The 26,609-nt window shown below is 67.4% G+C and carries 26 protein-coding genes; 22 read left to right on the top strand and 4 right to left on the bottom strand.

Annotation, left to right across the window (positions count from 1 at the left end; all coding sequences use genetic code 11):
- Positions 1 to 194 precede the first annotated feature (194 nt).
- Positions 195 to 1,610: a GGDEF domain-containing protein gene (locus AC5P53_RS11110; protein WP_032958025.1), complete on the top strand. Its 1,416-nt coding sequence runs from the start codon at positions 195 to 197 to the stop codon at positions 1,608 to 1,610.
- 95 nt (positions 1,611 to 1,705) lie between these two features.
- Here the strand turns inward: AC5P53_RS11110 and AC5P53_RS11115 are convergent, their stop codons facing one another.
- On the bottom strand, positions 1,706 to 2,908 hold the full coding sequence (locus AC5P53_RS11115) for an MFS transporter (protein ID WP_414611939.1): 1,203 nt from the start codon (positions 2,906 to 2,908) through the stop codon (positions 1,706 to 1,708).
- A gap of 89 nt (positions 2,909 to 2,997) precedes the next feature.
- On the opposite strand from AC5P53_RS11115, the gene AC5P53_RS11120 reads away from it, so the two are divergent.
- The 15 genes from AC5P53_RS11120 (at position 2,998) to map (ending at position 15,634) form a co-directional block, all read left to right on the top strand.
- The gene (locus tag AC5P53_RS11120) at positions 2,998 to 3,489 is read left to right on the top strand and encodes a winged helix-turn-helix transcriptional regulator (RefSeq protein WP_241886619.1); all 492 of its coding nucleotides are present in this window, start codon (positions 2,998 to 3,000) and stop codon (positions 3,487 to 3,489) included.
- A gap of 31 nt (positions 3,490 to 3,520) precedes the next feature.
- Positions 3,521 to 4,648: a metallophosphoesterase gene (locus AC5P53_RS11125; RefSeq protein ID WP_197574156.1), complete on the top strand. Its 1,128-nt coding sequence runs from the start codon at positions 3,521 to 3,523 to the stop codon at positions 4,646 to 4,648.
- A gap of 133 nt (positions 4,649 to 4,781) precedes the next feature.
- Positions 4,782 to 5,465, top strand: coding sequence for a response regulator (locus tag AC5P53_RS11130; protein WP_014646433.1), 684 nt, complete (start codon positions 4,782 to 4,784; stop codon positions 5,463 to 5,465).
- Positions 5,462 to 6,841, top strand: a complete 1,380-nt coding sequence (locus tag AC5P53_RS11135) for a sensor histidine kinase (RefSeq protein ID WP_227863648.1) — start codon at positions 5,462 to 5,464, stop codon at positions 6,839 to 6,841. The genes AC5P53_RS11130 and AC5P53_RS11135 overlap by 4 nt, the downstream gene beginning before the upstream one ends.
- An 80-nt stretch (positions 6,842 to 6,921) precedes the next feature.
- A complete protein-coding gene (locus AC5P53_RS11140) occupies positions 6,922 to 7,758 on the top strand; it encodes an alpha/beta hydrolase (RefSeq protein WP_014646431.1) in 837 nt (278 codons plus the stop codon).
- Position 7,759: 1 nt separating this feature from the next.
- The gene (locus tag AC5P53_RS11145; RefSeq protein WP_014646430.1) at positions 7,760 to 8,119 is read left to right on the top strand and encodes an EamA family transporter; all 360 of its coding nucleotides are present in this window, start codon (positions 7,760 to 7,762) and stop codon (positions 8,117 to 8,119) included.
- On the top strand, positions 8,116 to 8,514 hold the full coding sequence (locus tag AC5P53_RS11150; protein ID WP_049441504.1) for a DMT family transporter: 399 nt from the start codon (positions 8,116 to 8,118) through the stop codon (positions 8,512 to 8,514). Before AC5P53_RS11145 ends, AC5P53_RS11150 begins: the two co-directional genes overlap by 4 nt.
- Positions 8,515 to 8,524: 10 nt before the next feature.
- Positions 8,525 to 9,733, top strand: a complete 1,209-nt coding sequence (locus AC5P53_RS11155; protein WP_014646428.1) for a DegT/DnrJ/EryC1/StrS family aminotransferase — start codon at positions 8,525 to 8,527, stop codon at positions 9,731 to 9,733.
- A gap of 168 nt (positions 9,734 to 9,901) precedes the next feature.
- The gene (locus AC5P53_RS11160) at positions 9,902 to 10,618 is read left to right on the top strand and encodes an MtnX-like HAD-IB family phosphatase (RefSeq protein ID WP_049441501.1); all 717 of its coding nucleotides are present in this window, start codon (positions 9,902 to 9,904) and stop codon (positions 10,616 to 10,618) included.
- Between the two features lie 64 nt (positions 10,619 to 10,682).
- A complete protein-coding gene (locus AC5P53_RS11165) occupies positions 10,683 to 12,083 on the top strand; it encodes an aspartate aminotransferase family protein (RefSeq protein ID WP_014646426.1) in 1,401 nt (466 codons plus the stop codon).
- A 28-nt stretch (positions 12,084 to 12,111) separates the two neighbouring features.
- A complete protein-coding gene (locus AC5P53_RS11170; protein WP_241886618.1) occupies positions 12,112 to 13,176 on the top strand; it encodes a GNAT family N-acetyltransferase in 1,065 nt (354 codons plus the stop codon).
- Positions 13,177 to 13,179: 3 nt separating this feature from the next.
- Positions 13,180 to 14,064, top strand: a complete 885-nt coding sequence (locus AC5P53_RS11175) for an arginase family protein (protein WP_241886617.1) — start codon at positions 13,180 to 13,182, stop codon at positions 14,062 to 14,064.
- Between the two features lie 139 nt (positions 14,065 to 14,203).
- Positions 14,204 to 14,563: a bleomycin resistance protein gene (locus AC5P53_RS11180; RefSeq protein ID WP_014646423.1), complete on the top strand. Its 360-nt coding sequence runs from the start codon at positions 14,204 to 14,206 to the stop codon at positions 14,561 to 14,563.
- 68 nt (positions 14,564 to 14,631) lie between these two features.
- Positions 14,632 to 14,844, top strand: a complete 213-nt coding sequence (locus tag AC5P53_RS11185; protein ID WP_014646422.1) for a ParD-like family protein — start codon at positions 14,632 to 14,634, stop codon at positions 14,842 to 14,844.
- A gap of 7 nt (positions 14,845 to 14,851) precedes the next feature.
- Entirely contained in the window at positions 14,852 to 15,634 is a 783-nt protein-coding gene (gene map / locus AC5P53_RS11190; RefSeq protein ID WP_014646421.1) for a type I methionyl aminopeptidase, read from the top strand.
- On the opposite strand, the gene AC5P53_RS11195 is transcribed toward map, so the two are convergent.
- Positions 15,631 to 16,245: a LysE/ArgO family amino acid transporter gene (locus tag AC5P53_RS11195; RefSeq protein ID WP_014646420.1), complete on the bottom strand. Its 615-nt coding sequence runs from the start codon at positions 16,243 to 16,245 to the stop codon at positions 15,631 to 15,633. The genes map and AC5P53_RS11195 overlap by 4 nt on opposite strands.
- Before the next feature lie 106 nt (positions 16,246 to 16,351).
- On the opposite strand from AC5P53_RS11195, the gene AC5P53_RS11200 reads away from it, so the two are divergent.
- The 5 genes from AC5P53_RS11200 (at position 16,352) to AC5P53_RS11220 (ending at position 22,026) form a co-directional block, all read left to right on the top strand.
- Positions 16,352 to 17,245: a LysR family transcriptional regulator ArgP gene (locus AC5P53_RS11200; protein ID WP_046429615.1), complete on the top strand. Its 894-nt coding sequence runs from the start codon at positions 16,352 to 16,354 to the stop codon at positions 17,243 to 17,245.
- Between the two features lie 78 nt (positions 17,246 to 17,323).
- Positions 17,324 to 18,724 (top strand): TolC family protein, encoded by a 1,401-nt coding sequence (locus tag AC5P53_RS11205; protein WP_014646418.1) that lies wholly within the window; start codon positions 17,324 to 17,326, stop codon positions 18,722 to 18,724.
- Entirely contained in the window at positions 18,717 to 19,730 is a 1,014-nt protein-coding gene (locus AC5P53_RS11210) for an HlyD family secretion protein (RefSeq protein ID WP_032958046.1), read from the top strand. The genes AC5P53_RS11205 and AC5P53_RS11210 overlap by 8 nt, the downstream gene beginning before the upstream one ends.
- Positions 19,715 to 20,902: an ABC transporter permease gene (locus AC5P53_RS11215; protein ID WP_046429612.1), complete on the top strand. Its 1,188-nt coding sequence runs from the start codon at positions 19,715 to 19,717 to the stop codon at positions 20,900 to 20,902. The genes AC5P53_RS11210 and AC5P53_RS11215 overlap by 16 nt, the downstream gene beginning before the upstream one ends.
- On the top strand, positions 20,899 to 22,026 hold the full coding sequence (locus AC5P53_RS11220; RefSeq protein WP_014646415.1) for an ABC transporter permease: 1,128 nt from the start codon (positions 20,899 to 20,901) through the stop codon (positions 22,024 to 22,026). Before AC5P53_RS11215 ends, AC5P53_RS11220 begins: the two co-directional genes overlap by 4 nt.
- Before the next feature lie 129 nt (positions 22,027 to 22,155).
- Here AC5P53_RS11220 and AC5P53_RS11225 read toward each other — a convergent pair whose 3' ends face one another.
- Positions 22,156 to 22,524, bottom strand: coding sequence for a glycine zipper 2TM domain-containing protein (locus AC5P53_RS11225; protein ID WP_014646414.1), 369 nt, complete (start codon positions 22,522 to 22,524; stop codon positions 22,156 to 22,158).
- A gap of 166 nt (positions 22,525 to 22,690) precedes the next feature.
- Positions 22,691 to 24,913 (bottom strand): methyl-accepting chemotaxis protein, encoded by a 2,223-nt coding sequence (locus AC5P53_RS11230; protein WP_241886616.1) that lies wholly within the window; start codon positions 24,911 to 24,913, stop codon positions 22,691 to 22,693.
- 1,169 nt (positions 24,914 to 26,082) lie between these two features.
- Between AC5P53_RS11230 and AC5P53_RS11235 the strand changes: the two genes are divergently transcribed.
- Positions 26,083 to 26,475: a barstar family protein gene (locus AC5P53_RS11235; RefSeq protein WP_241886615.1), complete on the top strand. Its 393-nt coding sequence runs from the start codon at positions 26,083 to 26,085 to the stop codon at positions 26,473 to 26,475.
- Positions 26,476 to 26,609: the final 134 nt, after the last annotated feature.

Below are 26,609 nucleotides of genomic sequence, written 5' to 3' on the forward strand. Positions count from 1 at the left end.
GGCCGATCCGTGCGCGCATTCTCCCATCAATGCGAGTGATTCTCAAATGCGTTCACTCATTGCCGCCGCGGCGCCGACGTGCTTTGCGCGCCGTGCAACCCTGCATCGCGCATAAACTGACCGGCCAACCCGCCATCAACCGTGCGCCACCGCGGCCGATACCCGTGGTTTGCCGTACGCAGTCAGAGATCGACGTGGAACCACCCCAACTGGACGATGCCAGCCAACCGCTGGCCGAGGCCTGGCAGCACTGCCTGCAACAGGCCGGCCCTGCCGCCACCGCGCTGCTGCACGCCGCCGCCGCCGATGCCCCGCCGGCGCTGGCCCAACGCTTCTACGAGGTACTGCTGCAGGACGGGCGTGCACGCCGCTTCCTGTCCCACGATCAGGTCAAGCAGCGCCTGCAGCCGGCCATGCAGCGCTGGCTGGTGCAGTTGCTGACCACCAATGCCGACGGTATTGCCGGCGCCGTTGCCTCGCAGCGGGTGATCGGCGATGTGCATGCCCGGGTCGGTATTCCGGTCGACCTGGTCACCCGCGGCGCGCGCGTGCTCAAGCACGAACTGTTCGTGCGCCTGCACGACGACGCGCCCGACAGTGCCACTGCGTTCGCCGCCATCGACTGCCTCAGCGCGATCATGGACATCGCCATGGAAGGCATGACCCTGGCCTATACCCATGCACGCGAGCGCTCGACCCGCGCCGATGCTGCGTACCGGCTGTTCTCGCTGGTGCAGAACGTCGGCACCGAACGCGAACGCCAGCGCGCACTGCTGCTGGACTGGGAGAACGCCCTGCTCTACGCGCTCGCTGGCCACGTACAGGCCAGCGACAGCGCCAGCCTGGCCACTTCCGAGTTCGGCCTGTGGTTCACCCACAAGGGCATCCCCAGCTTCGGCGAGAGCAGCGAGACCCGGCAGGTCGGCCAGCTGATGGCCCGCATCGACAGCAACCTGCAGCGGGCGAGCAACGATGCCCCGGCACAACGACTGGCGGTGCTGCCGGCCATCCGCGAGGACCTGGCCGCCATCCGCACCCTGATGACGCTGCTGTTCGAGCGCATCGGCGAGCTGGATGCCGGCAGCGATGCGCTGACCAACCTGCTCAACCGCCGCTTCCTGCCTACCGTGCTGCGCCGGGAGATCGAGCTGGCCACGCGCAACCGCACGCCGTTCTCGCTGCTGCTGCTCGACCTGGATCACTTCAAGGCGATCAACGACGGCCACGGCCACGACGCCGGGGACCGCGCGCTGCAGCACGTCGCCGGCCTGCTCGGCCAGCTGACCCGCGGCAGTGACTACCTGTTCCGCTATGGCGGCGAGGAGTTCGTGGTGGTGCTGGTCGCGGCCAGCGAATCACAGGCCGCGGTGATCGCCGAAAGCCTGCGGCGGCAGATCGCGCAGTCACCGGTGGCATTGGCCAACGGCCAGGTACTGGCACTGACCGCCAGCATCGGCGTAGCCGGCCATGACGGCCACCCGGACTACGAGCGGCTGATGGCACGGGCCGATGCGGCGATGTACGAGGCCAAGCGCAGCGGCCGCAACCGCGTGGTAGTGGCCAGCGCGGACCTTGAGGAAGCACCGGGACGGCGTGCACTGCAGCGATGACGACAGGACAGGTAGAGTCGACCGCTGGTCGACTATCGCACGCAGCGCGGGATTTTTCGCACGCGGGGCGAAGAGCAGTCGACTGACAGTCGACTCTACCGACAGTCGACTCTACCGATTCGCCCGCCAGCCGATGCATTGGACGCCACCACCCGCCATGCTGCCCACCACAGCAGCGCCAGCGCCGCGATGCCTGCACCCAGCAGGCACACGGCAGGCCAGCCATGCCGGGCCTGCATCCAGGGCCCGGCAGCCGCACCGGCACCACTGCCCACTGCATAGAACAGCATGTACAACGCCACCAGGCGTCCATGCTGTTCTGCCGGTGCACGCAGCAGCAGCGCCTGGTTCGATACGTGCAGTGCCTGCCCACCGAGGTCGAGCACGATCACGCCCAGCAGCAGCAACGACAGCGACTGCGGCAGGCCCAGCAGCGGCCACCACGCGGCCAGCATCAGCAGCAACGCGCCAAGACTGACCCGACCGGCGAAACCGCGGTCCATCCAGTGCCCGACCCGCGCCGCCATCAAGGCGCCCACTACGCCGGCCAGGCCCAGTGCGCCGATGGCCGCGGTGGACCACTGCAACGGCGGCGCCGACAGCGGCAGCGGCACCGCCGCCCAGAACACGTTGAGGCCAGCAAACAGCAGCAATGCCAGCGGCCCACGCTCGCGCAGCGCGCGGTCCCGGCGCAGCATGCCCAGCATCGAACCCAGCAGTTCGCGCCAGCGCGGTGGTACCGCCGGCACCGGCACCGCCGGCAGACGCCGCCACAGCAGCACGGCCAGGGCCGCCATCAGCGCTGCCGACAGCAGATAGACCGCCCGCCAGCCGACGGTGGCCGCGACCGCGCCCGATACAACGCGCGCCAGCAACAGGCCGATGAACACGCCGCCCTGCACCACGCCCACCAGGCGCCCGCGCTGCTCGGGCGGCGCAAGCGTGGCGGTATAGGCGATCAAGCCCTGGGTCAGCGCGGTGCCCAACAGCCCGGCCAGCAGCATGCCCGACAACAGCCAACCGGCCGTGCGTGCCGCTGCCAGCCACAGCAGGGCCAGCACCAGCGCCATCAACTGCATCCGCAGCAGGCGTCGCCGGTCACCGCGATCGGCGAGCGGCAGCAGGCCCAGCAATGCCAGCACACTGCCGGCCTGGGTTGCCGCCAACACTGCGCCCGCCACGGCACGGTGCAATGCGAAGGCCTGTGCCAGCCGATCCAGCAGCGGTTGCGCGTAATAGACGTTGGCAACGCTGGCGCCGGCCGCGACCGCGAGCAGGGTCAGCAATGGGCGGGACATCGATGCGCTCATGATGTAGTTGCAATTTGAAACTTGATGCAGGCTATCGTCATTGGTTTTAAACTGCAACCACATTCGGAGGCCACAGCATGCACGCCAACAGTCCCTGCCCCGTTGCCCGCAGCGCCGACCTGCTCGGTGATCGCTGGGCACTGCTGGTGATCCGCGATGCCTTCGACGGCGTCACGCGCTTTGGCGACTTCCAGCGCAGCCTCGGCGCGGCGCGCAACATCCTCAGCGATCGCCTGCGCAGGCTGGTCGAGGCCGGCATCCTGCAACTGCAACCGGCCTCCGATGGCTCGGCCTACCAGGAATACGTGCTCACCCGCGCCGGCCAGGAACTGTTCCCGCTGCTGGTCGCGCTGCGCCAGTGGGGAGAACGCCATCGCTTCAGCGCCGGTGAAGCCCATTCGCAGTTGATCGAATCCAGCACGCGGCGACCACTGCCCTACATGCAGCCACACGGGCGCGACGGTCAGCCGCTGCAGGCCGCCGCCACCCGCGTGCGCAAGCTCAAGGACGACCGGCGCGGCGCCTGGTCCGCCCATTCGCGCACACCACGATCCGGCCGCGCCGGTTAGCATCGGAGGTTTCCGCCGCCGGACGCCGCCGATGCCGCGCTATCGCCCTTTCCTGCTGACCGCCCTGCTGTTGCCGCTGCTGGCCTGCGCCACAGCAACCACGCAGGCCCGCGAGGTTGCCGCGCCCGCCGACCACGTGCAGGCCGATGGCCCCTATGTATTCCGCCAGGGCGACCAGCTGCAGGCCAAGTGGATCTGCGACGACAAGGTCGAGTCGCGCTCGCTGGCCATCAACACGACGGGCACCGATATCGCGCCGCGCTGTGGCTACGAACACACCGTGCACGTGGCCGCGCCGAATGCGGCCTCGGTCTCCGTGCTGCCGGCCGCGCCGCGCATCGTCGCGCTGTCGGACATCCATGGCCAGTACGGGCTGCTGGTGCGCCTGCTGCGCGCCCACCAGGTCATCGACGCCCAGGATCGCTGGGCCCTGGGCAAGGACACGCTGGTCATCGCTGGCGATGTATTCGACCGCGGCCCGCAGGTGACCGAGGCGTTCTGGCTGCTGTACGGCCTGCAGCAGCAGGCCGCCGCCGCCGGTGGCGCAGTGCACTTCGTGCTCGGCAACCACGAAACCATGGTGCTGTACGACGACCTGCGCTACGTCAACCCGAAGTACCTGCGCAGCGCCCAGCTGCTGGGCCGCAGCTACCCGCAACTGTATGGCGCCGACTCGGTGATCGGGCAGTGGCTGCGCACCCGCCCGGTGCTGCTGAAGATCGGCGATACCCTGTTCCTGCATGGCGGCATCTCGCCCGAGGCGTTGCAGCTGGCGCTGGACCCGGTACGCACCAATGCGGCCTACCAGGCCTCTCTGGGCCTGCCCAAGGCCGAAGTGAAGGCCGACCCGGCCACCGCACCGCTGTATGACGGCAAGACCAGCCCGATCTGGTACCGCGGCTATTTCGATGGCCGCCTCGACACCGCGGCGGTACAGGCCGTGCTCGACCGCCTGCAGCTCACGCGCATCGTGGTTGGCCATACCTCGATGCCACACGTCAGCAGCTTCCACGGCGACCGCGTGATCGCCATCGACAGCAGCATCAAGAACGGCGAGAACGGCGAACTGCTGTTCATCGAGGATGGCAGGCTCAGCCGCGGCCTGCTGGACGGCTCACGGGTGCCGCTGGCACTGGGTGAGCCGGGCCTGCAGGACTGAATGGCGGGACAGCGCGACGGTGCCGGGAGGTGCCGGCGCGCTCCACCTTCACCCGGTTTGCGGCTACCCTCGGCAGCCGAGAGGCCCGCCCCGTCCACCCGCTGGGCCCGACCGTCACAGGAGCTCCCCGCGCATGCGCGTTCTGATTGCTGAAGACGACCCGGACATCGCCTCCGGCCTGTGCGCCTCGCTGCGCCGGCAGGGGCATGTGGTCGACCACGTCGACAACGGCGCGCACGCCGACGCCGCGCTGGGTTCGACCCAATACGCGCTGCTGGTGCTGGACCTGGGCCTGCCGCAGCTGGATGGCCGCGACGTGCTGCAGCGCCTGCGCCAGCGCGGCGATGGCCTGGCGGTACTGGTGGTGACCGCCCGCGACGGCCTGGCCGAACGCGTGCGCGTGCTCGACCTCGGTGCCGACGACTACCTGGTCAAGCCATTCGCACTGGACGAATTCGAAGCCCGCGTGCGCGCACAGCTGCGCCGCGTGACCAGCAATGGCAACCCGGACCTGCGCATCGGCCGCCTGCGCATCGATCTGGCCGGGCATCGGGTGTGGATCGACGACCAGTCGCTGGAACTGACCGCACGCGAGTTCGGCCTGCTGTCGGCACTGGCGGTACGCGCCGAGCGCATCGTCTCGCGCGCACAGCTGGTGGAGGCGCTGTGCGACTGGGGCCAGGACCTGACCGACAACGGCCTGGACATCGCCCTGCACCGCCTGCGCCGCAAGCTGCAGCCCGGCGGCATGGGCATCCGCACCGTGCGCGGACTGGGCTACATGCTGGAAGACGCGCAGGACGACAGCGCCCCGTGATCAGTGGCCCCCCCAGCCTGCGCCGGCGCCTGCTCGCCTTCCTGGCGTTGCCGATGCTGGGCCTGCTTACCTTCAATACGATCCTGGCCTATTACGTTGCGTTGGATTATTCCAACCGCATCCACGACCGTAACCTGATCGACGACACGCACTCGTTCGCGCAGATGCTGAGCACCATGCCGGTGACCAGCGACCTGTCTCCGCAGGCGCGCTTCCTGATCGAATACGAGCCCGACGGCCATCGCTATTTCAACGTGGACAGCAGCCGCCAGGGGACACTCAGCGGCAATGCGGATTTCAGTGCCTACGCGCCTTCGCAGGAATGCACCGGCGTGGACCCCACCCTGTACGATGGCATTCTCAACGGCCAGCCGGTGCGCATGGCCACCGTCTGCACGCGTGCGATGAACGATCCGCAGGACCAGCTGGCGGTGACGGTGGCCGAAAGCATGGCCGAACGACGCCAGCGTGCGCGCGAGATCCTGATGATCATCATCCCGCTGATGACCATGCTGGCGCTGGGCACCGCCGCGCTGGTCTGGTTCGGGGTGACCCATGGCCTGCGCATCCTGACCCCGCTGAGGACCCGCCTGGCGCAGCGCCGCGGCGAACTGGCACCGATCTCCGATGCCGACGTGCCCGAAGAGATCCAGCCGCTGATCAGCACCATCGACGATCTGTTCGCGCGCCAGGCGGAAATGATCACGCTGCAGAACCGTTTCATCGCCGATGCCGCGCACCAGCTGCGCTCGCCGTTGGCCGGCATGGCCCTGCACGTGGACCAGGCACTGGCACATGGCGACCCGGACACGGTGCGCGAGGCATTGCAGCACATCCGCCGGCTCAACCAGCGCACCGCCCGGGTCAGCACCCAGCTGCTCGCACTGAGCCGGGCGCAGACCGTGCCCGATACCGTGGAGGCACTGGACCTGTGCGAGCTGGTGCCGCAGTGGGTCGGCATGCGCGTGCCCGAAGCGATCCGCGATGGCATCGATCTGGGCTACCGCGGCAGCCCCCACCCGCTGCGCGTGCTCGGCAATGGTGCCCAGCTGCAGGAAGCACTGGACAACCTGATCGACAATGCGCTGCGCTATGCCGGCCGCGATGCGACCGTCACGGTCGGCGTGCATGCGCTGGATGACAATGACGTCGAACTGTACGTGGAGGACAACGGCCCCGGCGTGCCCGAGGACGTGATGCCACGGCTGGGCGAGCGCTTCTTCCGAGCGCCTGGCACCGCAGCCAGCGGCACCGGCCTGGGCCTGGCCATCGCGCACGAAGCGGTGGAGCATTCCGGCGGCCGCCTGACCTTCCTCAACCGCGCCGGTGGGGGCCTGAAGGTCGCCATCACACTGCCGCTGCTGAAGGGCCCCTGACCCGTACCGGGGCGCTGAAAGGCTGGCGAAAATCGCGCTTGCGATCCTGACCATCCCCACTGCCGTCCCGGAGCCGCCAGGTGACCGAATCGCACGACTTCTTCCTCCCCGGTGGCCCGCAGGGCGTGCTGCTGGTCCACGGCCTGACCGGCACCCCGGCGGAAATGCGCATGCTGGGCAAGGGCCTGAACAACGCCGGCTTCACCGTACACGGCGTGCAGTTGCCCGGCCATTGCGGCACCGTGGATGACCTGCTGGCGACCACCTGGGAACAGTGGTACCAGGGCGTGGAAGATGCAGCGGCGAGCCTGCGTGGCAAGGTCGACCAGTTGTTCGTCGGCGGCCTGTCGATGGGCGCGGTACTGGCGCTGGCGCTGGCTGCACGCCGCCCCGAATGGGTGTCCGGCGTCGGCGTGTATGGCGCCACCTTCCGCTACGACGGCTGGAACATTCCCGCCGTGGCCCGCCTGTCGTTCCTGCTGCCGTGGTTCAAGCGCTTCAACATCGGCCGCGACCGCATGTTCATGGAAGAACCGCCCTATGGCCTGCGTGACGAGCGCCTGCGTGCGCAGGTCAGTGCCGCCATGCTGTCCGGCGACAGCGCCGCGGCCGGCCTGCCGGGCAACCCCTGGCACGCGCTGGCCGAGATGCGCGCCCTGAGCAACTGGACCCGCCGCCACCTGCACCAGGTCACCGCACCGTGCCTGGTGATGCACGCCCGCGAAGACGACGTGGCCAGCATGGGCAACGCCGAACTGGTGATGTCGAGGGTCAGCGGCCCGAAGGAACTGGTGGTGCTGGAAGACAGCTACCACATGATCACGATCGACCGCGAACGCCGCGAGGTGATCCGCCGCAGCGCGCGTTTCTTCACCGAAATAGGTGAACGCAGCGGCGTGCTCAAGGCGGTGGCCTGAGATGGGGGCACTCGCCACGCTGCTGTGGCTGGCCAATGTGGTGCTCGATACCGGTGGCCAGCTCGCCTTCAAGGCCGCCGCCAGCGACCCGCAGGATGGCGAAGGACTGCAACGCTGGAAACACATGCTCAGCCGCCCTTGGCTGTGGATCGGCATCGCCTGCTACGTGCTTGAGTTCGTTGCCTGGATCGCGTTCCTGTCGCTGGTGCCGTTGTCCAAGGGCGTGCTGCTGGGCTCGATCAACATCGTCGCGCTGATGATCGCCGGCCGCATCCTGTTCCGCGAAAAGCTCACGCCATTGCGGGTGACCGGCATGCTGCTGGTCACGGCGGGCGTGGCGGTGGTAGGGGCCGGCTCATGAGGCGCCTGTATGTGATCGGCTTTCCCCTGCTGATGGCCTTCGACACGCTGGCCCAGCTGTGCTTCAAGTACGCCGGTGACGCCGCGCTGCCGGTCGAGGCCAACACCGCGTGGCTGCTGCGCGTGCTGTCGCAGCCGTGGGTATACGGCGCGGTCCTCGGCTACGTCGGCGCGTTCTTCACCTGGATGAGCCTGCTGCGCCATGCGCCGATCGGCCCGGCGTTCGCGGCCTCGCACCTGGAGGTGATCAGTGTGCTGCTGCTGTCGGCCTGGCTGCTGAAAGAGCCGCTGACCCTGCATCACCTTGTCGGTGCGGTACTGATCGTGGCTGGCATCGTCTGCCTCGGCCGCGCCGAAGCGGATGATCCGCACAGCCCCGCCGACAGCACTTCGTGAGCGGGCTGCGATGAGCCTGTTCGCGCGCGAACTGCCGCCGACCGCTGGCCTGCCGATGCAGGCCAGCGACTTCCTTCCCGGCGGCGGCGACCTGCGCGACATCCTGGCCACCCAGCTCGGCACACCGCCGCTGCAGCTGACCTGTTCCGGCACCCACGCGCTGCTGATCGCACTGCGCACCCTGCGCAAGCGCGCGCCCAAGCGCGATACCGTGATCCTGCCCGCCTATACCTGTCCGCTGGTGCCGATCGCGGTGCACAGCCTCGGCCTGCGCGTGCAGCTGTGCGATACCCGGCGTGGCCATTTCGACTTTGATCCGGCACAGCTCTCGCGCCTGGCCGACGCACGGACGCTGGCGATCCTGCCCACCCACCTCGGCGGGCGCATCGCCGATGTCGAACGGGCCTGCGAGGTCGCACGCGGCGCCGGCGCCTGGGTGATCGAAGATGCCGCACAGGCGCTGGGTGCACGGGTCGGCAACAGCAGCGTGGGCCTGCGTGGCGACATCGGATTCTTCAGCCTGGCCGCCGGCAAGGGGCTGAGCCTGCATGAAGGCGGCCTGCTGGTCAGCCGCGATGACGAGCTGCGCGCCGCGCTGGCCGAACATGCCGCCGAACAGGTACGTTTCAGCCTGCGCTGGGAGCTGCTTCGCAGCGTGCAGCTGCTGGGTCTTGCCGCCTGTTACCGCCCCTCGCTGCTGTCGCTGGTGTACGGCAATCCGCTGCGCAGCGCCCTGCAACGCGGCGATCTGGAAGACGCGGTCGGAGACATTTTCCCGCTGGACATCCCCCAGCACCGGGTCAGCCAGTGGCGGCAGAACGTGGGCGCCCACGCTGCACGGCGGCTGCCTGCGTTCCTGCAGGCCGGGCGCCTGCGCGCACTGCAGCTGCGTGTGCAGCTGGCACAGCTGCCGGCGGTGGAGGTGGTCGATGGCCTGGCCGGCACCGGCGGCACCTGGCCGATGCTGATGCTGCTGCTGCCCAGCCAGCGCGCGCGCGATGCCGCACTGGACGAACTGTGGCCGCGCGGTCTCGGTGCCAGCCGCATGTTCATCCATGCCCTGCCCGACTACGCCTACCTGCGTGGCATCGTGCCGCAGGACGACATGCCGAACGCGCGCGACTTCGCCGCACGCATGCTGACCCTCGGCAACAGCGCCTGGCAGACCCGGGAAGAGACCGCGCAGATCCTGCGGGCGCTGGCCGCTGCGCAGCCCTGAAAGCGCGGTTTTCACGGCATCACGCCCATTCAGCACGCTCGATTCCTGAACACTTTCCCCACCCGGCGGTGCAGGCTTTCAACAGGAAAGGAACGAGAAAGGCTGCCTGCCTACATTGAGCCTGCCCCGGCATCGTGCCGGACGTTTCTTTCATCGACGGACCTGCCCATGCACTGGAGCATCCTGTGTGACTTCGATGGCACCATCAGCCTCGAAGATGTCATCGACTCGCTGCTGGAGAAGTACGGCCAGCCGGGCTGGCAGCAACTGGAAGACCAGTGGAAGGCGGGAAAGATCGGCTCGCGTGAATGCATGCAGGGCCAGGTGCGGCTGTTGAAGCTGGACCCGGCCACGCTCGACGCGCACCTGGACCAGGTGCAGATCGATCCGGGCTTCGCCGCCTTTGTCAGCCGCGCCGAACAGCTGGGCGTGCCGCTGCGCATCGTCAGCGACGGGCTGGACTATGCGATCCACCGCATCCTCGCCAACCACGGCCTGTCGCGACTGCCGGTGGTGGCCAACCACCTGCGCTGGTGCGAAGACCATTGGGAACTGGAGTCGCCCTACCAGGCCGAAGGATGCCGCAGTGGTACCTGCAAGTGCACCTGCGCCGCGCAGGCGCGTGCCGACGAAGCACCACGCGTGCTGATGATCGGCGATGGCAGCTCGGATTTCTGCGTCTCCGAAGATGCCGACTTCGTGTTCGCCAAGCGCCGCCTGATCACCCATTGCACGAAGGCCGGCATCGAGCATGCCGCCATCGATACCTTCCACGATGCAATCGCACTGTTGCCGCGCTTGCTCGATGGCAGCCTGCTGCAGCCACGTCGCCTCGACGCCAGCCCGCAGCCCACCGCACTGCCCCTGCTGCTGGCCACCGCCTGAGCACTCCCTTCCAGGCGCGCTCCCCCGTCACCCCTTTCGAACGTCCTTCACGGAACCGAACTGCATGAACATTTTTGACAAGAACGCCGACGCGGCTGCCTCCGACGCGCAGCTGCTGGCCGACGAAGCCCGCTACAGCTCCTTCGGCGACACCGTCCACTACGTCGACCCGCCGAAGATCTTCCAGCGCGGCGAAGGAAGCTACATGTTCGATGGTGCGGGCGTGCCCTACCTCGACCTGCAGATGTGGTACTCGGCCTGCAACTTCGGCTACAGCAACAAGCGCCTGAACGACGCGCTGAAGGACCAGATCGACACCCTGCCGCAGGTCGCCAGCCAGTACCTGCACCCGACCCGCGTGCAGCTGGCCAAGACCATTGCCGTGGACATGCACCAGAAGTTCGGCCTCGACGGCCGCGTGCACTTCAACGTCGGCGGCGCGCAGGCCATTGAAGATTCGCTGAAGATCGTGCGCAACGCGCGCGGCGGCAAGAGCCTGATGTTCGCCTTCGAGGGCGGCTACCACGGCCGCACCCTGGGTGCCTCGTCGATCACCTCCAGCTACCGCTACCGCCGCCGCTACGGCCACTTCGGCGAGCGCGCGATGTTCATCCCGTTCCCGTACCCGTTCCGTCGCCCGAAGGGCATGACCCCGGACGAGTATTCCGACCACTGCGTGTGGCAGTTCGAGCGCCTGTTCGAAAGCGAGTACAACGGCGTGTGGGATCCCAAGGTCGGCCAGGCCGAGTACGCCGCGTTCTACGTCGAGCCGATCCAGGGCACCGGTGGCTACGTCATCCCGCCGCGCAACTTCTTCACTGGCCTCAAGCGCGTGCTGGACAAGTACGGCATCCTGATGGTCGTCGATGAAATCCAGATGGGTTTCTGGCGCACCGGCAAGCTGTGGTCGATCGAGCACTTCGGCGTTACCCCGGACGTGCTGGTGTTCGGCAAGGCGCTGACCAACGGCCTGAACCCGCTGTCGGGCCTGTGGGCGCGCGAAGAACTGATCAACCCGACCGTGTTCCCGCCGGGCTCCACCCACTCCACCTTCAACTCCAATCCGCTGGGCACCCGCCTCGGCCTGGAAGTGCTGAAGCTGGGCAAGGAAATGGATTACGAGCGCACCGTGCCGGAGAAGGGCGCGTACTTCCTGGACGGCCTGCGTGGCCTGCAGAAGCGTCACCCGGAGATCGGCGACGTCGACGGCCTGGGCCTGGCCCTGCGCGCCGAGATCTGCCAGACCGACGGCTACACCCCCAACAAGGAACTGCTGGACCGCATGGTCGACATCGGCCTGGCCGGTGACCTCCTGCACGACGGCAAGCGCATGGGCCTCGTGCTCGACGTGGGTGGCTGGTACAAGAACGTGATCACCTTCGCGCCGTCGCTGGACATCAGCTACGAAGAGATCGACCTGGCGATCACCCTGCTCGACCAGGCGCTGACCAAGGCCAAGGGCTGAGGTCGATGCGCTGCCGGTTCCCGTGCCGATGGAGATGACGTCACGCGCATCCAGCACCGCGCTGGAACCGGCCGCGCTGCTGGAGGGCTTCCTGGCCCACCCGCCGCTTGGATTCGAGGCAGGCCTGCTCCCCAGCGGCCTGCCGACCTTCCGTGCGCCGCTCGACCTGACCACCACGATGGACGACGACCTGCGCGGCAAGCTGCTTGGCTTGCCGCTGGCGCGCCTGTGGCGGCCCTGGATCACCTGGAAGACCCGCTTCGTCGGTGCCACCAGCACCGAGTACACCCCGTTGCCCGCGCACGTCGCACCAGAGGCATTGGCCGAGGACGTGACGCGGCACGCGATCGGCGATTCCCGGCTGCTGGTGGTCAAGGACCTGGCAATCGATTCGCCGCTGCTGGACGACGCGGCCAATGCACACAGCAGCGCCTTCCTGCAGGCGCTGCTGGCACGCGGCTTCGTCGAGCTGGAAGGCATGCCGCTGGCCTGGGTGGCGATCGATTTCGATTCGATCGATGGCTATCTCGGACGCCTGTCGTCCTCGCGCCGCAAGAACATCCGGCGCAAGCTGCGCTCGCGCGATGGCCTGCAGATCGACTGCATCGCCACCGGCGATCCGGCCCTCGCCGACCCGCAACTGCAGGCCGAACTGTACGCGCTGTACCTGGGCGTGTTCGCGCAGAGCGCGGTGCATTTCGACCAGCTCGACCTGCCCTACTTCCAACACCTGCTGGCCGACAGCCAGGGCCAGGGACGGATGTTCCTGTACCGCCACCAGGGTCTGCTGATCGGCTGGAACCTGTGCTACATCCACGCCGGAAAGCTGGTGGACAAGTACATCGGCCTGGCCTACCCGCAATCACGCGAGCACAACCTGTACGCGGTCAGCTGGATGCACAACCTCGAGTACGCGCTGCAGCACAGCCTGAGCCACTACGTGGCCGGCTGGACCGACTCGCGGATCAAGGCCGAGCTGGGCGCCCGCTTCACCTCCACCCGGCACGCGATCCACGCTCGCTCCCCGCTGCTGCGCGCTGCCCTGCGCAAGCTGGCCCCGTACCTGCAGGGCGAACCTGATGGAGGCGGTTGAACGATGTCGTCGCGTTTTCCGCTGATCCTGGACCTGGACGGTGGCGTACTGCCGCTTCCACAGGCGCAGACCCTGGCGCTGCCGCAGTGGCACGATCCGCTGCGCTTCGCCTGCAGCACTTCAACCCTGGACCGTTTCGCCGCTGAAGTGCTGGCACAGCTGCCGGCCCAGCTCGGCACGGTGATGCTCGGCAGTGGCGACTTCCACCACCTCAGCCTGCCGCTGCTGCGTCGCATGCGCGCGCACCAGCCGTTCCAGCTGGTGGTGCTGGACAACCATCCGGACAACATGCGTTTCCCGTTCGGCATGCACTGCGGGTCGTGGGTGAACGCGGCCAGCAAGCTGCCGCAGATCTCGCACATCCATGTGCTCGGCATCACCTCCAGTGACATCGGCCTGGGCCACGCCTGGGAGAACCATTGGCGCCCGCTGATGGGCGGGCGCCTGACTTACTGGTGCATGGATGTGGACGTGGGCTGGGGCCACCGCCTCGGCAGCGGCCGTGCATTCCGACGGTTCGAGCACCCGGAGGCACTGGTTGCCGCGTTCGCCGCCGAGCAGGCCAAGTCGCCGCAACCGACCTACCTGTCGATCGACAAGGATGTGTTCGCCGAGGACGTCGCCCGCAGCAACTGGGACCAGGGCCGCTTCCAGCTGGAACACGCACTGGTGGTGATCGAAGCGCTGCGCGCAGGCGGCCTGGTCGGCAGCGACATCACCGGCGAAGTGTCGCTGGCCAACTACCAGAGCCGCTTCAAGCGCTGGCTGTCGTCGCTGGACGGCCAACCTGACGTCAGCGCCGAGGATCTGCCGGTGTGGCAGGCACGGCACCAGCAGGTGAATCGCGAACTGCTGGCGGCGATGGCCGCCGTGCCGACCGCCTGCTGACCGCGTCGGTCGTGCCGGCCGCTGGCCGGCGTGGCTTCGGTAGTGCCGGGCGCTGGCCGGCAACCTCATCGTTCCCAGGCTCGCCGGGATGCCGGCCAGCGGCCGGCACTACACTGGACTCCCGCCCCGGAGCCTCGCGATGCCCCAGACCGTCATCCCGCAACTGCGCATGCGCCATGCCGACACCACCCTGCCATTCTACGTGCAGGGGCTGGGTTTCGTGGTCGACTGGGAACACCGCTTCGAACCCGGCTTCCCGCTGTTCGCCCAGCTCACCCGCGACGGCCAGACGATCTTCCTCACCGAACACAGCGGCGACTGCGAGGTCGGCGGCGCGGTGTACTTCATCGTTGAAGACGTCGACGCCCTGCACCGCGCCTTCAGTGCCGCCAACGTACCGATCGAGCAGCCACCGCACGACACCGGATGGGGCAGCCGCGAGATGCTCCTGCGTGACCCGGACGGCAACCGACTGCGCTTTGCCACCCACGTGGACTGAACGATGCGGGCTTGAGGCGGATATACGGAACATATATGCTTCATATATCCATTCCGCCAGGACCGCCCATGGGCATCGTCAACATCGATGACACCCTGCACGACCAGCTGCGCCGTGCCTGCACCGTCTCCAGCCGTTCGATCAACGCCCAGGCCACCTTCTGGATCCGGGTCGGCATGCTGTGCGAGATGAACCCCACGCTGAGCTTCCAGGACATCGTCGCCAGCGAACTGCGGGCAGCCGGGGTGCAGCCGCAGGCGCTGGCGCCCGGGCGGGCCTGACATGACGATGATCAAGCAGCCGCACGAAATCGCGTTGCTGGCCGAATCCGGGCGCCTGCTGGCGCAGGTGTTCGCCGCGCTCGACCAGCTGCCGCTGCAGGGACGCAGCACGATGGAGATCAACGACTTCGTCGAGCGCATGATCGTCGATGAGCTGCAGGCGCGGCCGGCCAGCAAGGGCCAGTACGGCTTCCCGTATGTGCTCAACACCTCGATCGACAACGTGGTCTGCCACGGCGTTCCCAGCACCACCGACGTGCTGCGCAACGGCCAGATCGTCAACCTCGACATCACCCTGGAGAAGAACGGCTACATCGCCGACTCCAGCACCACCTACCTGGTCGGTGAGGTCGACTACGCCGCGCGCAGGCTGGTGCAGGCCACCTACCAGGCGATGTGGAAAGGCATCGCTGCGGTGCGCCCGGGAGCGCGCCTGGGCGATATCGGCCACGCCATCGCCCGCCACGCGCGCAGCCACGGCTACAGCGTGGTGAAGGAATACTGCGGCCATGGCATCGGCCAGCAGATGCACGAGGAACCGCAGATCCTGCATTACGGCCATCCCAACACCGGCATGGTGCTGGAAGAAGGCATGGTGTTCACCATCGAGCCGATGCTCAACCAGGGCAAGCCGGCCATCCGTCAGCAGCCGGACCAATGGCCGGTCTACACCCGCGACGGCAAGCTGTCGGCGCAGTTCGAGCACACCGTGGCGGTCACCCGCAGCGGTGTGCGCGTGCTGACCCTGCGCCCCGGCGAAACCCCGCAGTGCGCGGTGGACGCGGCCTAGAGCGGGCGCAACAGCAGCAGCGTGGCGAGGCAGGACATGAAGACCGCCACGGCGGCATCCAGCACCCGCCAGGCGCCCGGCCTGCGGAACACCGGCTGCAACAGGCGCGCGCCATAGCCCAGCGTGCAGAACCAGGCCACGCTGGCGGCGCAGGCACCGGCGGCGAACGCCCAGCGCAGGTCACCGGGGTAGCGCGTGGACAGACTGCCCAGCAGCACCACCGTATCCAGATAGACGTGCGGGTTGAGCAGCGTGAACGCCAGGCAGGTCAGCAGTACCTGCCGTCCGCTGCCGCCCTGCGCCTCGGCGGCGGCCAGGGCACTGCCACCGCGCCACGCGCGCAGCCCCGCCCGCAGGCCATACCAGAACAGGAAGGCCGCACCACCGAAGCGCAGCACCTGCAGCAGCAGCGGCCACTGCAGCACCAGCGCGCCCATGCCGCCAACGCCAGCAAGGATCAGCGCGATATCCGCGCCGGCGCAGGCCAGCACTACCGTCCCCACATTGCGCTGCTGCAGGCCCTGGCGCAGCACGAAGGCATTCTGCGCGCCGATGGCGATGATCAGGCCGGCACCTGCGAACAGGCCGGCGGCGGTAGCGGCAATCCACATCGGGACAGGCCAGGCAGCGAGGGGACGCGCAGGGTGCGGCCAACCGCCTTGATTAGACAAACTGATTTTTCTTTATCCTGTGCAGGAAAACTGAAGAGGCACCGGCATGGACCTGGTACACCCGCAACTGGCCGCGTTTGCCGCGGTGCTGGAGGAAGGCAGCTTCGAGGCTGCGGCACGCCGCCTGTCGATCAGCCCGTCAGCACTGTCGCAGCGGATCAAGGCCCTGGAGGACAGGCTCGGGCAGGTACTGGTGGTGCGCCAGGCACCCTGCCGGCCGACTGCCGCGGGTGAAGCGCTGCTGCGCCGGGTGCGACCGATGCAGGCGCTGGAGGCCGAGGCATTGGCCGAGCTGCTACCCGAGCGTGGCAGCGACGCTGCGCGCACGCCGATCCCCCTGGCGGTCAACGATGACTCGCTTGATACCTGGTTCGTACCGGCCATCGCCGACCTGCACCAGCGCCACGGCTATCTGTTCGACCTGCGCATGGACGACCAGGACCACACCCTGCAGCTGCTGCGCGATGGCAGCGTGCTCGGCGCGGTCACCGCCGAAAGCCAACCGGTGAAGGGATGCAACGTGCACCCGCTCGGCGCGATGCGCTACCACGCCATCGCCTCGCCCGGCTTCGCCCGCCAGTACTTCCGCGATGGCATGCAGGCCGCAACCCTGGCGCACGCACCGATGCTGGTGTTCAACCGCAAAGATGAACTGCAGTGGCGCTTCGTGCGGCGCCTGACCCGCGCGCGGCTGCAGCCGCCGCTACACTACCTGCCCTCCTCCACCGGTTTCGTCGAAGCCGCCGCCTGCGGACTCGGCTGGGGCATGGCTCCGGAAACCCTGGTCGCGCCCGCCGTGCGCGCCGGCCGCGTGGTGGTACTGGAACCCCGCCGCTGGCTCGATGTGCCGCTGTACTGGCAGCATGCCGCCGTGCGCTCAAGCACGCTGCAGCACATCACCCAGGCGCTGCGCACTGCGGCCAGAGGCACCCTTCGTTGAGGACAAACCGATGATCGCAGACCCGGGCTTCACGCTGCACGCACTACCGTTTGCGCACTTCTTCACTACTGGGACGGCATGGGCGTGATCGGCCGACGTACAAGGATGCACCGCGCGAAGGCCGCGCTGGCGCTGGCAGCCTGCCTGCCATTCGCTGCCGCCGCGCAGCCCACCAGCAACGCACCGGCATTGGACTGGGAACAGGCACGGCAACGCCTGGAGCAGGTCTCCGATGCGTTGGCCGCTGCCGACGCCGCCGTGCGCAACAAGCAGGACCTGCAGGACGCGACCCGCCTGCTGCGCCTGCCGGAGATCACCGGCGAAGTGCGCCGGCTGCAGTTCCAGAAGACGCTCACCCTGCCCCTGGGTTCGCTGGCTCCGGTGGCCGAGGCCTTTGGCATCGACTCGCCGCTGTCGTTCACCGAACGCGACTGGCGTACCCGCCCGGTGGTGACTGCAGTGCTGCCGCTGTACACCGGCGGCGTGATTCCGGCCGCGCAACGTGCGGCCAGTGCCGCCCACGAACAGGCCAGCGCCGAGCGCGAAGCACAACGCCAATCGCTGACCGTGCAGCTGGCCCAGGCCTATTTCGGCCAGCGCCTGGCCGAGCAGGCGGTGGACGTGCGCCGCGATGTGCGCGATGGCCTCAACCGCCACCTGTCCGACGCAGAGAAGCTGGAACGCGAGGGCTTCGCCACCCGCGCGCAGCGCCTGCAGGCCACCGTGGCCCGCGACAAGGCCGAGCGCGAATACCAGAAGACGGTGAACGACCTGGCCACGCTGAAGGCCGCACTGGCCACGCTGCTGCGCAGTGGCGGCGAGGTGCAGCCGGTGTCGCCGCTGTTCGTGCAGCGCGTGCCACTGGAACCGGTGGCCAGCTTCGAACGCACCGCGCAGGCGCGGCAGCCGCAGATCGCGCGCCTGCGGGCGATGGTGGCGCAGGCCGAACAGGGCGTGCGCGTGCAGCAGGCCAAGCTGAAACCACAGATCTTCGCCTTCGGCCAGTACGACTTCCGTCGCCGCGACGAGATGCTGACCGATCCGGACTGGGCGTTCGGCATCGGCCTGAAGTACACCTTCCTGTCGCCGAACTCGCGGCCGGCGCAGATCAGCGCCGCGCGTGCGCAGCAGGACCAGGCCGAAGCGGGCCTGCGCGAGGCCGAGAACCAGGTCGCGCTGGGTGTGCGCAAGGCCTGGAACGAGCTGGAAACCGCACGCCAGCAGTACGTGCTGCTCGACAGCAGCATCGCCCAGGCACAGGAAAACCTGCGCCTGCAGGAGCTGGCGTTCCGCGAAGGCCAGGCGACTTCGCTGGATGTGATCGACGCGCGGCTCGGCCTGGGCGGCGCCCGCGTCGAGCGCGCACAGGCCGCCTACCAATACGATATTGCGCTGGCACAGTTGCTGGAGATCAGTGGACAGATGGACCGTTTCGAAGAGTTCCGGCGGCGGGCGGACGAGGTGATCGACCATGAGTGATGTGCTGCACGACGATGCGACGACGCCCCCGGGCAAGCGCCGGTTGGGACCGATCCTGGCAGTGGTGCTGCTGGTCGTGGTGGTGCTCGGCCTGTGGCTGGCCTGGCGCAGCCCGGCCGACCAGATCCAGGGCATGGCCGATGCGGACACGATCAACGTGGCCGCCAAGATCACCGCGCGCGTGGCCGAACTGAAGGTGCGCGAGGGCGACCGCGTGCAGGCCGGGCAAGTGCTGTTCCTGCTCGACAGCCCCGAAGTGGCCGCCAAGGAACAGCAGGCGCACGGCGCTTTGGCCGCCGCACAGGCAGTGGCCGACAAGGCCGACGAAGGCGCACGCAGCGAAGACATCCGCGCCGCCGAAGCGAACTGGAAGCGGGCCGAAGCCGGTGCGACGCTGGCTGAAGCCACTTACCAGCGCGTGCAGAACCTGTTCAACGAAGGGGTGATGACCCGGCAGAAGCGTGATGAAGCGCATGCCCAGGCCACCAGTTCGCGTGAGCTGGCCCGTGCCGCGCGCGCGCAGTACGACATGGCCCTGGCCGGCGCGCGCGAGCAGGACAAGCGTGCCGCGCAGGGCCAGGTGCAACAGGCACAGGGCGCGGTGGCCGAAGTCAACGCCGCGCGTGTCGAAGTGGAAGGGCGCGCGCCGGTGGCCGGCGAGATCAACAAGCGCATGGCCGACCCGGGCGAGCTGGTGCCGGCCGGCTACCCGGTGTTCACCCTGGTCGACATCGACCGCATGTGGGTCGCCATGAACCTGCGCGAATCGCAGATGCAGGGCCTGAAGGTCGGCAGCAAGCTGCAGGGCAGCGTGCCGGCGCTCGGCCTGGACGGCGAATTCGAGGTCTACTTCATCAATCCGGCCGGCGACTATGCAACCTGGCGTACCACCCGCCAGTCGTCCGGCTACGACGTCCGCAGCTTCGAGGTGCGGGTGCGCCCGGTACGCCGCATCGAGGGCTTCCGCCCCGGCATGAGCGTGCTGTTCGCATGGCCCCAGCACTGAGCCCCGGCCGCGGCGGCTTCGCCGCCAGCTGGCGGCGCGAGCTGCAGTCGCTGCGCGGCAACCGCGCCGACCTGCTGCTGGTCACCGTGCTGCCGCTGCTGATGCTGGTGGTGATGGCGTGGATGTTCACGCCTTCGGTGATGCGCGACATCCCGATCGCCGTGGTCGACCTCGACCACAGCAGTGACAGCCGCCTGCTGCTGCGCATGCTCGACGCCAGTCCCGGCGTGCGCGTCGCCAGCCAGCCGGTGGACCTGGAAGACGCACGTTCGCAGCTGCGTCGGCTGGATGTGTTCGCCATCGTACTGGTGCCGCGCGATGTCACCCGGCAGGCGTTGCGTGGACGCCAGGGCACGGTGTTCGCCTATTACAACGCCACCTACATGACCACCGGCCAGTCCGCGTCGCGCGATATCGGCGACGCGGTCTCGGCCTGGAACGCGCGCCTGCTGCGCGAGCGCATCGGCCTGCAGGTCGGCCCGGGCAAGCTGCGCGCGGCACCCATCGCGGTGCAGTCGGACATTCTGTACAACCCGGCACGCAGCTACGAGCTGTTCCTGCTGCCGTTGATCTTCCCGGCGGTATTGTCGCTGGTACTGGCACTTGCAGTGGCCGGCAGCCTTGGCCGCGAGATCCGCGACGGCACCCTGCCCGCCTCGTTGGGCCGCACGCCATGGCCGGCGATTGCCGGCAAGGTCGCGCCATACATCCTGCTGTTCTCGCTGTATGGCGCGCTCGGCATCGGTTACCTGGCCTGGCTGCGCGGTGACGGCGTGGCCGGCAGCGTGCTCCTGCTGCTGCTCGCACAGCCACTGTTCTACCTTGCCACGGCCGCCTACGCGTTGTTCTTCGTCGGCGTCACCCGCGACATGGGTACCGCGCTGTCCGCAGTCGGCCTCAGCATCGGCACCGCGTTGGCCTTCTCCAGCGCCACCTTCCCGGTGCTGGACGGCCCTCTGTTCACCCGCATCTGGCATCAACTGCTGCCACTCAGCGCCTACATCAAGCTGCAGACCCAGCAGCAGTTCATCGGTTCGCCGCTGCAGGTTTCGGTGTGGCCGCTGGCCACGCTGTTGTTGATGGCGGTGGTGGCAGGAGGCGTCGGCGGCCTGCGCCTGATCGCCTTTGCGCGCACACCTGCCGCCGCACAGCCCGCAGGGGCCGACGCATGAGCGCACTCTGGCGCAGCCTGCGGCAGACCCTGATGGCAGTGCTCTGCGACCGCTACGCGATCGTGGTGATGGTCGGGGCGGTGATCCTGTACTCGTTCTTCTATCCAGCCGCCTACCGGCACCAGGTGGCCGGCAACCTGCCGGTGCTGGTGGTGGACGAAGACCACAGCGCGACCAGCCGCGAGCTGCTGCGCAAGCTCGACGCACTGCGCGTTGCGCGCGTGGTCGGTCAACCCGCGGACGTCGACAGCGCACGCCGGCAGCTGGAAGCCGGCCATGCCGAAGGGATCGTCGTGATCCCGGCCAATCTGGAGCGCGACATCCTGCGCGGCCACCCGGCCAAGCTGGTACTGCTTGGCAACGGTGCCTACCTGGGCCGCGCCAGCTGGGTGCTGGGCAGCGTGGCTGACGCGCTGGGTGCGTTCGGGCGTGATGCCGTGGTCGGCCAGGCCGCCTTCATGGGCGCACCGCAGGCACCACCGGTCACGCTTGTGCAGCGCCCCCTGTACAACACGCAGGAAGGCTATGGCAGCGCCATCGTTCCCGGCGTGGCCGAGCTGATCGTGCACCAGACGCTGCTGATGGGCATCGGCGTCCTGCTCGGCGGCCGCCGCCTCGCGCTCGGCCGGCGCCTGCGCTTCGACCTGCCGACCCTGGCCGGCATGGCACTGGGCTTCGGCCTGATCGGCCTGTTCGGTCTGTTCTGGTATGCCGGGTTCACTGCCTGGGTGCAGGACTATCCACGCGGAGGCAACCCGCTGGGCCAGCTGCTGGGTGGCACGCTGTTCATCGCGGCGACGGTGGCATTCGGCCTGTTCGTCGGCAGCTTCTTCCGCACCCGCGAACGCGCCTTCCAGTACATCATCGCCACCTCGATCCCGCTGTTCTTCCTCGCCAACCTGTCGTGGCCCTCGGTGATGACGCCACAACCGCTGGTCTGGCTGGCGCAGCTGCTGCCGACCACCTCCGGCATCAACCTGATGGTGCGCCTGAACCAGATGGACGCCAGCCTGGCCGAAGTCAGCCACGAACTGATCACCCTCACCGTCCTGCTGCTGCTCTACGGCAGCCTCGCCACCTGGCGCCTCCTCGCAAAAAAGGGGACGGAGGGGATTAAGTCGTAAGCGGCCGGTTGGGGGGATTGCGACTTAATCCCCTCCGTCCCCTTTTCCCGCAATGAAGAACGCCGGCGCGAGGCCGGCGTTCGAGTACTGCCATGTGGAAGGGGAAAAACGGGGGCCGTCGGCGATTGATCAGCGATAGACGCGTTCGCAGCGGCGCTCGACCACGCGGTCGCCGTTCTTCTGCTGGCTGTTGCCCTGGATCTGGCGGCCCGCCGCACCACCGGCAACAGCACCGGCCACGGTAGCGAGCTTCTTGCCATTGCCGCCGCCCACCTGGTTGCCCAGCAGGCCGCCGATCACCGCGCCAGTGGCCGTACCGGCGATGCGGTTCGGATCGCGCGAGTTGCGCTGCACTTCCACGTTCTTGCAGACCACGCGGCTGCCATCGTTGAATCGGCGTCCTTCATCACGCGGACCATAGGTCTGCGCGCCGGCCACCGACGAAGCCGCCAGCAGGGTGCCCAGCACAAGCAATCGGGTCGAGGTCTTCATGGCCATCTCCTAGGTTCCGGTATGGCGCAAGTGTCCTCCCGCGGCTGGCAACCGGAAGTGAAATGCGCGTGTCCGCGGCCTCATCGGCCATCGCGCGTTCAGGAAGAAAATCCGCGCCCATCACGATCAGCCAGCGTGATGGGCGCCGTCTCCCTGCCGGCATTGCCCTCTGCTAGAACTCTTCCCACCCCCAGGCATTGGCCGCCAGTGTCGGCTCGATGCGCGGCGACAGCGTTGCCGCCCTGCGCACCGGGGTGACCTTCGCGGCCACCGCAGCCAGGGCCGGACGCACGGCTGCAGCCGCCGTTGCCGCGCCGGTGCGGAACACCGAAACCGCCTCGGCCAGCAGGTTCGCCTGCTCCTCCATGGAACGCGCCGCAGCACTGGCCTCTTCCACCAGTGCCGCATTCTGCTGCGTGGTCTCGTCCATCTGCACCACCGCCTGGTTCACCTGTTCGATGCCGGAGCTCTGCTCCTGCGAGGCAGCAGAAATATCGGCCATGATGTCGGTCACGCGCTGCACGGAAGCAACGATCTCGCCCATCGTGGTGCCTGCCTGTCGGACCAGGGCCGATCCATCGGCGACCTTGCCAACCGAATCCTCGATCAGGCCCTTGATCTCCTTGGCCGCACCGGCCGAGCGCTGTGCCAGCGTGCGCACCTCACTGGCCACCACCGCAAAGCCCCTGCCCTGCTCGCCGGCACGCGCGGCTTCCACCGCCGCGTTCAACGCCAGGATGTTGGTCTGGAAGGCAATGCCATCGATGACCGAGATGATCTCGGCGATCTTCTTCGACGAGGCCTCGATGGCCGACATCGTGGTGACCACCTGGCCGACCACCTCGCCGCCCTGCGAGGCGACACCGTGCGCACCGATGGCGAGCTGGTTGGCCTGGCGGGCGTGCTCGGCGTTCTGCTTCACGGTGGAGGTCAGTTCCTCCATCGACGCCGCCGTCTCTTCCAGGTTCGCCGCCTGCTGCTCGGTGCGCCGCGACAGATCGGTGTTACCCGAGGCGATTTCGCCTGCCGCCAGATTGATGCTGGACGCGCTGGCCTGGATGCGCCCGACGATCTGCTTGAGCTGATCGACGGTGGCATTGCAGTCATCGCGCATGCGGGCGAACACGCCGTGGAAGTCGCCCTGCATGCGCACGGTGAGGTCACCGCGCGAGATCGCCTGCAGCAGGCTCGACACCTGCACCAGGTTCTGGTCGGTGGTCTGCATCAGGCGATTGAGCCCGGCCACCATGTCGCGGAAATCGTAGGCGAAGCGATCTTCATCGCCGCGCAGGCTGAAGTCGCCCGCCGCCGCGGCCGTCGCCAGCCGGCGGATCTCGCTGTTGATCGCCGACAGGCTGGCCTTGGTCTCGTCCATTGCCTGGGTGATCGCCGCCTTCTCGCCCGGCAGCGGATCCATGTCCACCGACAGGTCGCCACGGGCGTAATGCTTCATCACTTCGATCAGCCGGTTCTGTACCTGCACGTGTGAGCCGACCAGCGCGTTGGTCTCGTGCACCATGCGCCCGTAGTCACCAGGGAAGGCACTCTCGTCCATGCGATAGCTGAGGCTGCCCGCATCGTGCTGGCGGGCCAACTCGCCCTGCGCCGCCATCACCGACTGCAACTGCGCCTGCATGCGCTGCATCGACCTGAGCAGCTGCGTGACCTCATCGTTGCCGGAGGCGTCAATGCTGTTGTCCAGCCGCCCATTGGCGATGCTGTCGGCCAGCTTCACCGCGCCTTCCAGCGGGCGGGTCAGGCTGCGGGTGATGGCCCAGGCGGCCAGCGAGCCCAGTACCAGGCTCAACACGCCGAACACGATCGACAGCGTGCCGGTCCAGGATTCAGTTGAACGGTATTCCTCGCGGCTGCGCTCGGTCAGTGTCTCCTGATGCCGCAGCAGGGTCGAGATCGCTTCGTTCCACGCGGTTGCCAGCCCCTGCTCGGCAAGCAGTTCCTTGGCCGCGCCGTCGAAATCCCCGGCCTTCATGCGCTCGTGAAGATGCCGGGTGGAGGCGTCGGTGGCCTTGCGTGCCGCGTCGATTTTCGCCACCAGGGTATCGCCGGTCGCGTCGCGCGGAATCCTGATGTACCTGGCCCAGATACCGTCGTAGGTCTGCGACAGCTCCTGCGCCTTCTGATAATCCTTGTCGAAATCCTCGCCGCGCTTGATCACCATCAGCCGTCGGTGCATCAACAGCGCGTTGTTGGTATCCAGCATGTCGTTCAACAGCCGCATCTTCACCATGTTGACGTCCACCACTTTCTCGAACTGGGCGGACTTCAGGTGATTTCCGTACAGCGCCAGGCCAACGATGGCCACGATGAACAGCAGCAGCAATCCAAACCCGGCACCCAGCCGGGATCCCACTCGGAGGTTGCGTAAGGCGAGCATCTCAATTCCCTTGATCATGGCCGTACGATCGATGGCGGCGCAGCGCGGGGAAACTTTATGGGTCGATATTATTGTATCGATCCAAATCTCTGGAACTATGCAGACAGGTGTGAAGGACACACTTAATGGAGGTGGTTATTCCTGCCGGGCATATCAATGTACGAGCACATCAATCGCAGTCATCACGCATCGCTCGCGAGTCGTGACCGCGGAAACCGTCACTTGATGCACGGAGGGGGAGGATGAAGCCCATCGATCCCGGCACCCTTCTGTCCAGAGGAACAACGCGCCGCTTCGCGACTACCGTCAGGGCTGCAATCTGGCATCTGCCATCGCAGGGCCCCGACCCTTGAGTATTTCAACCCTGATGAAGGGGTCCAGACCCCATTACAATCGACTGCCACTGATCTCCCACTTATTGACCTTCAAGTCAATAAAACCGCAGTCATTGAGATTCTCGTCGCTCTGGAAGTAGGAGACGGGAAGGTCACCCCATGCTGCACGGACCCACGCGCTGCGCTGAGGCAATACGATCGAGGAGTGCATGGAAACTGCGTACTTTCTACTCATGCCTGTCCACGGAAATTGACTCCCAGGACGGGGCGACGGAAATTTCCTCAAGATACCGCTCAAGGTCTCTGAACGGAGAGACCCCTATAGCAGCGAAGGAGAACCACACGGCATCGCACTCGTCGCAGACAAATATCTGAACGCCGCGCTCCTTTACTTGAGCTTTCAACACCTCACCCTGCTCACAACGGGGACAGATCAAACTCCCCCCCACCTCACCGGAGACGCAGATACAACGTTACTGACCATCCAAGAAACAATTTTCCAGACCTTTATTGCCGATGATACAGGAGGAGAATCTATTTCCATCACCCAGCCAGTCATCACTGACAGTGGAAGTTGAACGCGCCCGAGGGGGTCCTGCTGCCGATGGCACCAATCAATGAAGAAGAAGACTTCGGGCGAACTCTCTACCAGCTGATGGCCCTGCTATTGGCGATGGGTCACGTCGTTTTCTTCCCTGCAAACCGGCGCGCGTCACGACGGGAGTGCCGAGCACTTGACTCAGCAAAGAAGTTTGCCAAACCCCAGCATGGGTCCCCAAAGCATCCGGCGCTCAGCCATGTCCAACGCACAGGGAACAACGCTACAGTCGACATATGACGCTCATCCTGCAGATCGAAGGCTGTGCCATTCACGACATCCCCAGCCTGTACGCGGAGATCAACCGCGTGTTCATGGCCGGCGAGGACTGGCAGCTCGGGCCAAGCCTGGACGCCCTGGATGATCTGCTGCATGGCGTCCATGGCGTGTTGGCCGGCCATGAGCGGGCCACGGTGATCTGGAGTGATATCGAGCACAGCCGCGCCGCACTGGGACGAACTACCACCCGCGAGTGGCTGCAGTCCAAGCTGGAAGCCCCGGGCACCTTCAACACGCGGACCATTGCGCGCCAGCTGGACGCCCTGCAACGGGGCGAGGGCCCAACCTACTTCGAGATCGTGATGGATATCTTCGCCAGCCACCGGCAGATCACCCTGGTCCCGGCCTGACCCCGTGGCTGTGCGGTACCCGCCTGCCACCGGTGGCGGCAGCCCTGTGCCCCAGCAGTTACCATGGACGGCCCTGTACCCGCTCCGTTGCCGCTGCCCTCCGGCGCGAACGGACGCCCCGGATTCACGAGCCC

Source organism: Stenotrophomonas sp. YJH_SMC_82 (assembly GCF_059368875.1).